Source organism: Streptococcus pluranimalium, from assembly GCF_047785745.1.
GTDB lineage: Bacteria > Bacillota > Bacilli > Lactobacillales > Streptococcaceae > Streptococcus > Streptococcus pluranimalium_B.
On record NZ_JBLOJT010000004.1, the window covers coordinates 1 to 13,378 of the forward strand.

General features: G+C 34.8%; 13 protein-coding genes and 2 tRNA genes. All 15 read right to left on the reverse strand.

Translation table 11 applies throughout. The features are described from left to right. Positions 1-68: 68 nt before the first annotated feature. Positions 69-140 (reverse strand) — tRNA-Glu (locus ACMZ6U_RS01280). Positions 141-187: 47 nt separating this feature from the next. After that, a tRNA-Gln gene (locus ACMZ6U_RS01285) sits at positions 188-259 on the reverse strand. A gap of 66 nt (positions 260-325) precedes the next feature. Then, positions 326-565 carry a KH domain-containing protein gene (locus ACMZ6U_RS01290; protein ID WP_029691099.1) on the reverse strand — a complete coding sequence of 80 codons (240 nt, stop codon included), beginning with the start codon at positions 563-565 and terminating at the stop codon, positions 326-328. Positions 566-575: 10 nt separating this feature from the next. Continuing rightward, a complete protein-coding gene (gene rpsP / locus ACMZ6U_RS01295; protein ID WP_104967557.1) occupies positions 576-848 on the reverse strand; it encodes a 30S ribosomal protein S16 in 273 nt (90 codons plus the stop codon). A gap of 151 nt (positions 849-999) precedes the next feature. Continuing rightward, positions 1,000-1,650: an ABC transporter permease gene (locus ACMZ6U_RS01300; RefSeq protein ID WP_416105869.1), complete on the reverse strand. Its 651-nt coding sequence runs from the start codon at positions 1,648-1,650 to the stop codon at positions 1,000-1,002. Further along, entirely contained in the window at positions 1,651-2,571 is a 921-nt protein-coding gene (locus ACMZ6U_RS01305; RefSeq protein ID WP_416105870.1) for an osmoprotectant ABC transporter substrate-binding protein, read from the reverse strand. It abuts the gene before it with no gap. Between the two features lies 1 nt (position 2,572). Next, on the reverse strand, positions 2,573-3,208 hold the full coding sequence (locus ACMZ6U_RS01310; RefSeq protein ID WP_416105911.1) for an ABC transporter permease: 636 nt from the start codon (positions 3,206-3,208) through the stop codon (positions 2,573-2,575). 10 nt (positions 3,209-3,218) lie between these two features. Then, complete coding sequence (locus ACMZ6U_RS01315; RefSeq protein ID WP_416105871.1) at positions 3,219-4,364, reverse strand: betaine/proline/choline family ABC transporter ATP-binding protein; 1,146 nt, start codon at positions 4,362-4,364, stop codon at positions 3,219-3,221. Between the two features lie 438 nt (positions 4,365-4,802). Further along, a complete protein-coding gene (locus tag ACMZ6U_RS01320; protein WP_416105872.1) occupies positions 4,803-5,084 on the reverse strand; it encodes a GNAT family N-acetyltransferase in 282 nt (93 codons plus the stop codon). 106 nt (positions 5,085-5,190) lie between these two features. Next, the gene (locus ACMZ6U_RS01325; protein ID WP_416105873.1) at positions 5,191-5,796 is read right to left on the reverse strand and encodes a TVP38/TMEM64 family protein; all 606 of its coding nucleotides are present in this window, start codon (positions 5,794-5,796) and stop codon (positions 5,191-5,193) included. Continuing rightward, positions 5,789-7,012: an ABC transporter permease gene (locus ACMZ6U_RS01330; RefSeq protein WP_416105874.1), complete on the reverse strand. Its 1,224-nt coding sequence runs from the start codon at positions 7,010-7,012 to the stop codon at positions 5,789-5,791. Before ACMZ6U_RS01330 ends, ACMZ6U_RS01325 begins: the two co-directional genes overlap by 8 nt. Before the next feature lie 9 nt (positions 7,013-7,021). Then, complete coding sequence (locus ACMZ6U_RS01335; protein WP_316606558.1) at positions 7,022-7,729, reverse strand: ABC transporter ATP-binding protein; 708 nt, start codon at positions 7,727-7,729, stop codon at positions 7,022-7,024. A gap of 2 nt (positions 7,730-7,731) precedes the next feature. Continuing rightward, on the reverse strand, positions 7,732-8,961 hold the full coding sequence (locus ACMZ6U_RS01340) for an efflux RND transporter periplasmic adaptor subunit (protein WP_416105875.1): 1,230 nt from the start codon (positions 8,959-8,961) through the stop codon (positions 7,732-7,734). Between the two features lie 470 nt (positions 8,962-9,431). Continuing rightward, positions 9,432-10,901 (reverse strand): glucosyltransferase domain-containing protein, encoded by a 1,470-nt coding sequence (locus ACMZ6U_RS01345; protein ID WP_416105876.1) that lies wholly within the window; start codon positions 10,899-10,901, stop codon positions 9,432-9,434. A 13-nt stretch (positions 10,902-10,914) separates the two neighbouring features. After that, the gene (locus ACMZ6U_RS01350; RefSeq protein WP_416105877.1) at positions 10,915-13,374 is read right to left on the reverse strand and encodes an LTA synthase family protein; all 2,460 of its coding nucleotides are present in this window, start codon (positions 13,372-13,374) and stop codon (positions 10,915-10,917) included. Between the last annotated feature and the right edge of the window lie 4 nt (positions 13,375-13,378).

Consider the following 13,378-nt stretch of genomic DNA (forward strand, 5'->3'; position numbering starts at 1 on the left):
ATAGCTGACATCAACCCACTACAGTTGACGAAGAGCCCAAAAAAGAGAGCAAATGCTCTCTTTAAGAATAGTCCGTACGGGATTCGAACCCGTGTTACCGCCGTGAAAAGGCGGTGTCTTAACCCCTTGACCAACGGACCATTATAGATTAGTAATACTAATTCTAAAGTAGAATAATCCTACTTTACTGGGGTAGCTGGATTCGAACCAACGCATGAGGGAGTCAAAGTCCCTTGCCTTACCGCTTGGCTATACCCCAAAACAACAAAAACTATTTTATCGATTTTTTCAAATCTTGTCAATAGTTTTTGCAGAAAAAATTGACTTATTTTTCATCAATAACAAGTCTAACTTTTTTACCTTGAACGGGCACCGAATAGACAATCGATCTTATGGCCATAATTGTGCGACCTTTTTTCCCGATAATACGACCAATGTCGCTGGCATCCAAATCAAGATGATATTCTAAGTACTCAGGCGTATCCTGAATTTTAATCGTTAAGTGATCCGGTTGTGAAATCAAAGGTTTCACAATAGCAATAATAAGATTTTCAATGGTGTCCATAGGCATTTAATTATTTAGAGTATTTTGACTCGTGGAATTTAGTCATAACGCCTTCACGTGAAAGGATGTTACGAACGGTATCTGAAGGTTGTGCACCTTTTGACAACCAGTCAAGGATACGATCTTCTTTAAGAGTTACTTGGTTTTCAGTTACAAGTGGGTTGTATGTTCCAACTGTTTCGATGAAACGTCCATCACGTGGAGCACGTGAGTCTGCAACGTTGATACGGTAGAAAGGTTTCTTTTTAGAACCCATACGAGTTAAACGGATTTTTACTGCCATTTTTTAAATCTCTTTTCTTTTATGTTAATATTTGGATCAGCAGAAAGAACACTCCTACTGCTTTACCTTAATTAGTATAGCAGAGTAATTTCATGGTGTCAAGTTTTTTTCTTGACAGCATTTCAATATCATACCAACACCAGTTTAAAGCTTATCCTTTAGGTTCAAGGAAACGCTGAAGAGCCCCTAAACCTATATCAGATAAAATTGCCATAACAGCTGTTGGTAAAGAGCCTGCTAGAATAATCGCCCCTCCATTTGTGGCATTAGTACCTCGGACAATGATATCCCCGAGACCTCCACCACCAACAAAAGCACCGATGGCTGTAATCCCAACTGCAACGACAAGAGCATTTCTTAAACCAGCCATAATAACTGATAAAGAAAGCGGTAATTCTACCATAAAAAGACGTTGTTTCTTAGTCATTCCCATCCCTTTGGCAGCATCTACCAAATCATCGTTAACATTAGCAATACCAGCATAGGTATTACTAATAATCGGCAAGAGAGAATACAAGAACACTGTTGCAACAACTGTTTTGGTTCCTAAGCCAAGTGCTAACATGATAATAGAAATCATAGCTAAAGACGGAATTGTTTGTAAGACATTAGCAACCCCCATAACAAAGCCACGCAGGCGACGTTTTCTAGCGATTATAATGCCAAGAGGAATCCCCACAACAGAAGCCAATAAAACACCGTAAATAGAAATCAAAAAATGACTTAGAAATTGAGAAAGAATGTAAGAGCCATTCTGACTAAAATAATAGAAGAATTGTTCCAAGGTAGACATTTCATTCATTTAATCATTCTCCTCTCTAAAATAATCATGTTTTTCCAAAAATTCTTTTGCTACCACCGACGGCTCTAGTAAGCGATCATCGACTTGATAATTCAACTTTTGCATCGTTTCAAGATCAATTTTATCATCTAAACGGTGTAAGAGCTTCTCCAATTCAGGATGATCTCGTAAGAGCTGATTATTCACAACCATTGAGGCTTCATAAGGTGGGAAAAACTGCTTATCATCATTTAAAATAGTCAAATCATAGCTAGGGATGCGCCCATCTGTTGAATAACCAAGAACAGCATCCATCTTTCCACTTTCAACGGCATTGTAGACTAGTCCAATTTGCATTGGATAAATGCTCTTAAATGAAAAACCATAGGTGTTAGTGAACTCTTTGTAACCATCGCCTTCCCGTGTCATCCAAGTACTATCAACACCTGCCTTGGCTTTATCAACTACCTGGCGCAAATCAGAAATGTTTTCTAGATGATGTTTTTTGGCATAGTCTTCTGTCACCATAAAGGCATAGGTGTTGGCAAAGCCATAAGTTGGAAACCAGGTTTGATCAAACCGTTTCGTAAACTCTTTTTTGACAATTTTAGAAGCTTTTTCTGGGTCTTTGGTTGGTTTCATCCCCAGAGCGCCAGTAATATCTGTTCCAGTATAGCGAGTTGCCGCAATATCAGCATCACCACGTAATAAAGCTTCATGAGCGACACTTGATGATCCCAAATTAGACACTAGTTTGGCCTGGTTATCTGATTCATGCTCAATTAATTGAACAATCATGTTAGCCATAATACTTGATTCAGTCGTATTTTGAGCAGCAATTTTAACAGTTGTTCCTTGAGTCCCTCTCATAAGGCTACAAGAGGCCAAAAACAAGAGCGATACAACTCCAAAACAAGCTAATAATCTCTCTTTTTTTCTCATTCTATACTACCTCCCTCTTCTGTTTCGGTGTTAAAGCAATTTCTAACTTACCAAGAAGAAAATCAGCCATTAGAGAGAGTAAGATGACTGGAATGGTACCCCCTATAATTAATGGAGGCTGGAATAAACTCAAACCACTGAAAATCAAATCCCCTAAACCACCGGCACCAACATAAGAAGCCAAGGCTGCCCAAGCAATAACATAAATAGCTGAAAGTCTAATTCCTGTCATAATAACTGGCATAGCCAAAGGCAATTCTACCTGCAATATTGACTGACTAGGCTTCATCCCCATTCCTTTAGCACTATCTTTCAAAACGGGACTAACATTTTCAAGACCGATATAAGTGTTCCTCAAAATTGGTAATAGCGAATAAATAAAAAGAGCAAAGATAGCTGGTAATTTACCTACCCCAAATAAGGGAATCATCATCGCTAACAAAGCCAAACTGGGAATCGTTTGTAGCATACTGGCTAAACCAATAATTACCTTAGCTAATTTTGGATGCCGAGTCAAAACGATACCAATAGGAACTGCTACTAAAATACCAAGAGCAAGCGCTATTACTGAAATGTAAATTTGTTCCCAAGTTTTTTGAAGGAGCTGCCAGCCATACTGGGATAAAAAAGCATTAATCTCATTCATTTTAGTCTCCCTCCTCTTCTTGTGAACCCCAAATAACATCATACATCATATCAACAAGGGCTGATCTAGTGACAATCCCTGTAAGATGGTTTTGCTCATCAACAACAGGGACGTACTTTAAACCACGTTTGAGAATTTTTTGAGAAGCATCGCGTAACAGAGCATCTTCTCTAATTTTAAAGACCTCTTTTTGAAGAATATCAGACACTAAGAGATTTTTACGATATTGATTAGTAATTGACTCTAAATCAATAAAGCCAATTAGCTTCCTATCTTCAGTGACCAACAAGGTATCTACACGACGTTGTCTCATAAGTGTAATGGCATCCGAAATCGGCTGGTCAGCAGTAATCGAAACAGGATCCTTTAACATTATGGATTTAACTGGTGTGATATCCATTTGAGCGTGCATCAAGCGTTCCTCACCAATCATTTTTTCAACAAACTCTGTTGCTGGATGGTGGAGAATATCATCTGGTGTCCCTACTTGAACCATCTGACCATTATCCATGACCACAATGCGACTGGCTAATTTCAAAGCTTCGTCCATATCATGAGTGACTAAAATAATGGTTTTCCCCATCTTTTCTTGGAGAGTTTTAACAAGATCTTGAATCCCCTCACGCGTGATAGGATCAAGCGCACCAAAAGGCTCATCCATCAAGATAACATCCTGATCGGCTGCCAGGGCACGAATCACACCTATCCGTTGTTGCTGGCCACCTGATAACTCCGAAGGGTAACGATTTAAAAATTCTTCAGGTAGTTCCACCAGTTTAATCAATTCTTTAGCTTTAGCTTTTTTCTTATCTTCAGACCATTTGAGAAGTTTAGGGACCAGGGTAATATTTTCATAAATAGTCATATGGGGCATCAGACCAATATTTTGAATCACATAACCAATCTTACGGCGTAGGTGAATAGGATTGATGCTAGAAATATCCTTTCCTTCAAAATAGATATTCCCCTCAGACGGTTTCAACATACGGTTAATCATCCTCATCAAGGTTGTCTTTCCAGAACCACTGGTCCCAATGAAACAAATAAATTCCCCGGCAGTAACAGATAGATTGGCTGTATCAACAGCAACATTATCTCCGTATATTTTTCTGACATTTTTAAATTCAATAATTGGCTTATCGCTCATCCTTATCTCCTTGTTAGTATTCCTATTAACCTTAAACGTGTCAATAGTTAGTTAAAACGCTATCATTGACCACACCTTACAAAAGTTAGAATGGTCAGATTTATGTATAGTATAACAAAATCAAAACATTTTTACTATTATTAACTAAAAATAAAAAGCCTATTAAGCGCTTTTTATCACAGCTCCCCCTAATAGAACTCTTTAAATGATATCAATAAGACAAGAGCATTCAAAACCTGACTATTCGTAAAGACAATCCTCTACAAAAGTAAACTGCCAATATTAAGGTAAACCTGTATAGATAAGACCTCGCTCCTGTATGATATAGCATATAAGAAAAACTAAAACTAATCCCCTTTCTCAAAACATTCGGCAAAATACCAGAATCTTATAGTGAGAGGGGATTGGTTCTTTTAAGCACTTCTATGATAACTGCCCTTAATCGTCGATAAGGACATCATTATAATCGTCTGTCTTGTTAAACAAATTGATAGCGTAGGAACAAGTAGCTGATACTTTGGTATTTGCTTCACGCGCCTGCCAAATAATTTTCTCAACAAGCTGTTTTGCAATACCTTGCCCTCCATACTCAGGTTCGACAAAGGTATGGTTGATAATCCAAATACCATCAGATATCTGATAGGTACACTCGCCAATTTCTGTGTTTTCATCAAGAGCAATTGAACGATTCTCATCTGCTTTAAATGAAATAGTCACCATTTGATTTGAATCCTCCTTCACATTTTTTTAACTTAGTATTATTTTATCAGAAAGACTAGAAATATCAAACCAAAAAAAGAAAACCCTTACACTCATCTAAAGAAGCTTAAAAACCAAAGAGGCGCTCTAACCAATAACTTCCATAAATCCAAAAGAGACTATATGAAATAATCGATACCGGACGACAAAGGGCTAAGATGGTCATCATCTTCTTCTCACTTATCTTACTCAAACCTGCCAACATAACAGTGATATCAGCCGGTCCAATTGGAGCAAGCATCACTATAGTAACTAACTTATGAAAAGAGTTACCAAAAAATCGATCTTCATAGACAGATAATTTCTCTTCGGCAATCATTAAGTAAACAGCCGAACGTCCGTATGCTCTAACAAGGCGAAATAACAGTAGACTACCTAAAAGAATACCCAGATAATTCAACAAAAAACCAAAAATAGGACCAAATGCTAAAATACCTACAACTGTAATAATGCCCCCTGGAATAGGAGCTATTAAGACTTGCAATACTTGCAAGCCAAAAAACAAAATTGCTCCTAGCACTAAATCCTTGCTAATCAGTTTCTGCAAGGCATCAGGATTCTCAATAATATCTAAATTAACTACCAGAAAGTAAACAAAAATCCAAGATAAAATCAGTATAATCGTAGAAAGTACTTTAACTAAGGAACGAGTTGTTCTTTTGTGACTACTCATAACGCAGTGCCTCGATTGGATCTAACTGACTGGCTTTATTAGCTGGAAGCAATCCAAAGACGATACCGATAAATGCTGAGAAACTAATAGCTACAAAGGCAACATTTAATGAGACAGTCGCATCTGGTAAACGCATTGCAGCACCTAAACTTCCGACTGCTAGAAAGGCTAATAAAAGCCCCAGACAACCACCTAAAATCGTTAATACGACAGCTTCAATCAAAAATTGTGTTAGGATATTTCGACGGGTGGCGCCCAATGCTTTTCTAAGACCAATCTCACGTGTTCGCTCAGTAACAGATACCAACATGATGTTCATCACGCCAATACCACCCACTAAGAGAGAGATACCCGCAATAGCACCGATAACGGTTGTCATTATTCCAAATTCTCGATTAATATCATTCAAAATAGCACTATTATCTGCCACAACATATTTGCCATTTCGAACCTGTGACAACTTGGTCAGCTCTTGACCAGCTAGCTGACCTAAAGTCTGACTTTCGGTCACATCATCAACATGAATGAAGATTTCTCCAACCTCATCCATTTGAAATTCTTGCGCCACTTGAGTATTAGTCATAACAGCTGTTCCATTGATACCTGCCATAGACATAGAATCATTTGAAGCCTTAAAAACACCTATTACCAGATAGTCCTTATCTCCAACCGTTACGATCTTATTTAACGCTTGTTTATAATTTTTTTTACCGAATAATTGATCCGACATAACCGTATCAATCATAATAATTCTGGAAAAGTGACTGTAATCTTCATCTTGAAATTGTCGACCGGCAACAATATCATAATTTTTAACAGTAAAATAATTTTGACTAACGCCAGTAATCATGGCATCTTTTAGCTCTTTTTTACGATAGGATAGTTTTCCATTGGCTGAATTGGTCACAAAATAAGAATCAATTCCTGGAATAGAAGCAACAACCTGATCTAACCACTCCGTTTGAATTGGCTTTTCTGCTGTTCCTCCACCAAAAAAGGCTGCATAAGGATCATCTTCCTCACCTTTTTCTTTATAATATAACCTAACTTGTTTTTGATCCCCAGTGAAACTATCCGAAACACTTTTTTTCATCGCATTTCCAAGTCCCATGATGATAACAACTGCTGCCACTCCGATAATAATTCCCAACATGGTCAAGAAGGAACGCATTTTATGGCTAAGTATTGAACTAAAAGCGAATTTCCAATTTTCCACACTTTCCTCCTAATCTATTCGCACACTACCTGTCGTATCAAGTGTCATTTCTCCATCTCGAATAACAATCTTACGTTTCGCATAATCCGCAATCTCAGGTTCATGAGTAACCATAATAATGGTTTTTCCTTCATCATTTAAGGTTTGAAGTAGTTCCATGATCTGCTTACCTGTTTTGGTATCCAAAGCTCCCGTCGGTTCATCAGCTAAAATAATAGCTGGATTGTTTACCAAGGCGCGTGCGATAGCGACCCTCTGCTTCTGTCCACCCGATAATTCTGACGGTAAGTGTTTAGTCCGATCACCAAGCTCTACTTTTTCTAAAAATTCCTTTGCCCGCTGTTTTCTTTTACTAACGCCAACACCACCGTAAATTAAGGGAAGCTCAACATTTTGCAAAGCATTCATCTTTGAGAGTAGGAAAAATTGTTGAAAAACAAACCCTATCTCTTGATTACGTACCTTAGCCAGTGCCTTGCTTGACAAGCCCGATACAGACTGTCCATCTAAATCATAACTCCCTGAACTAGGTCTATCCAAAAGACCGATAATATTCATCAACGTGGATTTCCCCGATCCGGAAGGTCCCATAATGGCTAAAAAATCACCTTCACGCACTGTGAGATCAATTCCCTTTAAAACCTGTAACTCTTGTTCACCATTCCGATAAGACTTCGTAATGCCTGTTAACTGCATTAAAACCTTGTTATCTTCCATGGCTATTTCTCCTCACTAGCTGCTTTAGGAGTCTCTTCAGCAACGAGCTTATCATCGCTAAGCTTTTGACCAGCTTTTAAATCCTTATCAGGATTCATGATAATGCGATCGTCTTTTGCCAAGCCAGTTACAATTTCTTGGGAATTAGCATCCGCTTTACCAAGCCCAACTTCCTGTTTGGCTACTTTTTGGGTTAGCTTATCATAACGCCAAACATAGTCTTTTCCTTTTGAGCTAACAATGGCTGAGGTTGGCACCAAAAGAGATTCCTTATTGTTGACCACTTCTACAGATACTGTAAATCCTTGTTTCAATTCGGCTAGGTCACTGGTAATATCAGCTTTATACTCATACTGAGCACCATTTGTTCCACCATTAGAAGGACCAGCTGTACCAGCTGATTGTTCAGGGTAGTCTGAAATGCTGCTTATTTTCCCTTGCCATTTTTTATCTGGATAAACCTTAGATTTTATAATGACTTCGTCACCTTTTTTAAGATTAGCCAAATCATATTCCGTCAAATACCCTTTAACCTGAAGTTGTCCTTGCGTAGCAACGTGAACAAGAGTTTGACTTTCTTTAGCGGATGGATCAATGGAAGGGTTGACTTCAACAACTGTCCCATCCACATCACTCAAAACAACAGTTTGGTTCAATGCTTCTTGAGCTTTAGTCACCTCAGCTTCAGCATCAGCGTAAGCATCATTCAAGTCTTGCATTTGCTGATTATAGGTTTGTTCGGCTGTCAGTGTTGTTGTCGTCTGACGTGTTGCAGAGTCTGCATTTTCCGATTCTTGATCACTCGGTGTTTCCACGGGAGTGGTAGTTTGTGTCCCATAAGTTTTTAGCGTGTTAATCTGACGTCCTACCTTATTTAGATTTCGAACCGCCGTATCATAGGCAGCCTGAGCACTCGTTGCATCATACTGAACCAGTTGTTGCCCTTTACCAATTTGTTGACCAACTTCAACAGTAACAGTAGCTGAACTTCCCTTAGAATGATCATAATAAACATACTGCTCCGATAATGCTGCCACCTTACCAGACAATAAGGTTGATGAAGCAATTTTACCACTCGTCACTGTACCAGTCTCATACATCGTCTCTGCTTCAGTGCTCTGGTTAGTGCTCGACATCTGGTAGACACTAAAACCACCTACTAATAACGTCAAAGCCCCAACACCTAAAAATACCTTTTTCGTCAATCCTAAACGTTTAATACGCCTTATCATAACAGCCTCCTTAATAATTTGTATTATTATAGAATTTTTTCACAACCAATGCAAGCGATTACTGCATTGTGAGTATTTTTGTAAAATATCATGTTAATAGGATAAAAAAGAAGACCCGGAGGTCTTCTAGTTTATAGTTCTAATTTGAAATAGATCCTCTCTAATGAAAAGATGGTGAATGGATTTTAAAACATAAGGACAGCAATAAAATCAACTTTTTCCATAGTTCAATAATCCGGGCTAATACATATCAACTTCTTTTGACCTAATCTTAGCTTATATCGTTTCATAGTCACTGGCTAGTTTCTAATAAGTCTCCGGAAAGCTTAGCCTACCTATTTCTTAAGACTGACTGGTACATAACCTTCGTACTGACTATGTCATATTTTAACATTAACCTCATATAATCTCTGGCTTAAATTCAAAATATATTACTCTCAACCTTTCAGCAACTAAATAAGAAACATTTATTACTTCATATTAATAAATAACTCATCATCTTTTTTGAAGATATCATAGAATTTTTTTGATAATACCAATTGATATTCTTCACCTAAATCAGAAGTATCCTTAGGTTGAAAATTTATATCCAAATGAGTTATTGAATTAAACCACAAAAAATTAGGCCAATATAACAATTCATTATTAGGCACTAAATCGTCTAAGATTGGATAATTAATTTTCGTATTTTCATAGACAACAGAATTCTTTAAAAATTTATTAATATAAACTGTAGTCACTGTCTCTGTACCTACATCCGATAAATCATCAGCTAATAGTATTGATTGATTTTCAAACTCATTTTTTTGATAAGATAATGTACTCGCATAAGTTAAGCTAAAAGAAAATAGATAGTATACTAACAATGTTACTGCAGTAATTCTCAATATCTTAATTTTACTAGAAATGTGCAGTATACCTGATATGATTAAAACTAAGGAGAGGAAGAAACCAAATCCATATATATATCTTGGACGATCATCAGCTAAGGTCGTTGATACCGCAATATAAACACCGTAACTAAAAATAAAACCCATTACTAAGTAAAAACTAGTATACAATAAATTTTTTAAAAACTTCTTTTCTCTAACATTTATTGACTGCAGTATCAAAATTATCAGAGCAATGATAATTAAGTAAAGCCAAACATTAGCCAGCTGATTTCGAACAGTATCCTTGAAAACCGTTAAATTTTCAGCCATTGTTGGTACTAATTTATTTAACGAAGAAATCTTAGTATTATCTCCACGTTCTAAAAGTTGCGGATTAAACCTCATTTGAATCAAATAAAACAACATACCAGTTGTATAAGCCATAGCTGCAATAACTGTATTCTTTATTTCTCCTAAAAAAGATTTTCCTTGTATTAAATTTAAAAAAATGATTGATAGAAGTGTAATAATATAGATCCCAGACGATGCTTGATATGAATTACACATAAGGATAATAGCAAAAACACTAGTTAAAAAAAATAATAACTTTTTATCGTTCTTTAAAAATATATATGGCATCACAGATACAAGAACTGACAAACAGATATATGGACTATCAAATCTAAAGCTAAGAACTTCTAGAAACCATGGATTAATACCAATAATTATACTTGCTATGGTCGAAGACCAAGAAATATATTTGTTGCTATTTAGTATATATAAAACAACGCAGGCTGTTAAACTCATTATAATAGCCGATAGGATATGTGTTGTTAATCCCATGTCAGTTAAATGACGATTCCCTTGAAAAGTCCAAGAGGCATATTCACTAAAATACCTTGCGTAATGCGCTATAAAATTAGCTATTCCTTGTCTTTGTCTAGCAATATCGTCAATATATGGATAGTTAACTAAACCAATGTTAATATTTACAATCAAATTAATAATGAAAATTACTAATACTTTTATTTTATTATTTTTTATAAACTCTTCAATTTGTCTTTTCATTTAAATTTCACCATTATTCTTTGACACTAAAAAAGGATTTGTAATTTTTCAGATATCCTTTACCCTCAGTCAAATCGTACTGAATAAGTCTTAAGTCTTCAGCTATTATTTTATGTTCTTGCGTTATAACCTTCTTATCAATGGATGAATGATCTAGAACATCTGTCATTAATGCGTAATATGGAGATACTTTGGAATTTGTATGTTTTAGAACCTCTGCAGAAAAATCACTTGAATTGACCAAGGGATAAGTAAGCTTTTGATTTTCTTTATTATTCCAAATGAAATAGTCTGTTTGATACTGACTTTTTTTATTTTTAGCAAATGATTTTTCAGGATATAGACTTGGTAAATGATCTCCGTAAAAAACTACCGTGATGTCTTTATCCATTTTTGAAAGCTCATTTAAAAAATCATAAGTCGCATTATCTGTAGCATTAATTAATCTTGCGTAACTGCTCAATTCATCATTTTCTGAATCACTAAAGTTTTGTCCAATCCCTGAAATTTGAACCGGTTCCTCCAGTCTCCACGGAACATGATTTTGCATAGTAATAACCGAAAAGAATTGTTCTTCATCATTATGCTTGATTTTGTCTAGTACAGTTTGATACAAACTTTCATCACTAACGTTTGCACCTAGATATGATATATTTTGTAAAATATTATCAGTGTTTGCTAAAGAATAAAATTTTTCAAAATTTAATTTTTTATATACAGAATCTCGCATATAATTGGCTCCATTTTGTGGATGAATTACTATTCTATTTCGTGGAGTATATTGGTCACTTATTGATGGGAAAATATTTAATCTTGGAACAACTTCTGTATAAATTGTTGAAACAGTCGATGAAAAATTATATAAAGGTAAACTTGTTAAAGTTTGAAATTCCATATTAGCTGTACCACCGCCATACCCATCAGACTGCATTAATCCACTAGTGGTACTCTCTTTTATTGATTTTATTTTGGGAATTACATCTTGAGATAAATTTACTCCATCTACACGACTTGGATCAGAGAAACTTTCACTTAAAATATAAATTAAGGTTGTATCTTTTATATTTTTCGTTCTTTCTTTATTAATTTGAGAAGCTCTATTTTCATATTTTTTGGCAATTTCCTCTATCTTATCAGAATCATAACCTCTAGGTTTATCCATAATTGGATTTGTGATTTGCTTTACCCAAACATATGCTAGAGATTTGTATGTAGCATTTTTAGAAAATCCCAACCAATTTATATCATACCAATTATTAACTTTAGACAGTACAGGAACTCCATCTTTTACCTTGGCATCTGATACATTTGAATATATCAGATTAATGAAACAAATAAAGCTTAAAATAGTTAGTAAATGAAATAATCGACTAAATTTAGATTTATATATTCTACCCACTAATATTCTTTTATATAACATTAAATAAAGAATAATAGTAACCAAAACCCCAATGATAGAATAAATTAAAATACTACTATTAACAAATCCTAAAATGACATCAATTTGCTTTATCCAGATTAGATCAGTTACTAACAATGGTTCGTTCCTCATTGAAAATTTAAGAGAATTCGCAGTTACTAAAATTATTCCAATCAATATATTTAAAAAACTAGCAATTAAAAATCGATTAAAAATGACATACGAAAGCAAAAAGAAAACTGATAATATAATTATTTGGAATAACGTTGCCGCTGGAAAAATATATCTATCCAATAGTAATTCTTTTATAGATAATGGTTCCTGAATAAAATAGTTAAATATTACAGCCAATAACAAACTTATAGACAAGGCCAAACTAGCCGTAGGTTTATTTTTTGAAATACTTCCTAGAGCTTTCAAAGAAATATAAATGACAAATAATAAACTAACAATGCTTAACGTTATGTTAAAAAAATAGTGAAAAATATACAAAAAATTATTCTTTTCAGAAAAAAATTCTGATACTGAATCTAGAATCGCTTTCGAAAATTGTGTTTTTTCAACAATAACTATTAACAATAATATAGCAATTTGAAAGTCTTCATCGAATAATTTACTTTTATTATAATGTTTTTTATGATCTATAAACCAATTCAATACCCACGATAAAAAAACAATTGAAATAATAATTACTATTGCTTTAAAATCTACATACACATATTCATCAAAGTTTGTGATATGAAAGTTAGGATTATTGATATTACTCGTTATTAGCAAAAAATAATAAATAAAATTGACAATTGCATAACCTAGTATTAATTTAAAAATAGATTTAAAATTCAATAAATCTTGAATCTTAAAAATCATATAAACATAGGATAATACTGTCGGAAGAAATAATAAATTCTTTATTGAATTCAGTAATAATAGTAACTCACCATTTGTGTCCGAAATACCATACTGAGTAATAATAAATACAGAAAGAATTATTATTGAAAAAATCCCAGTTACCCCAAAAAAGATATTTTGGATTGTTTGTTGCTTAAACTTCATGATA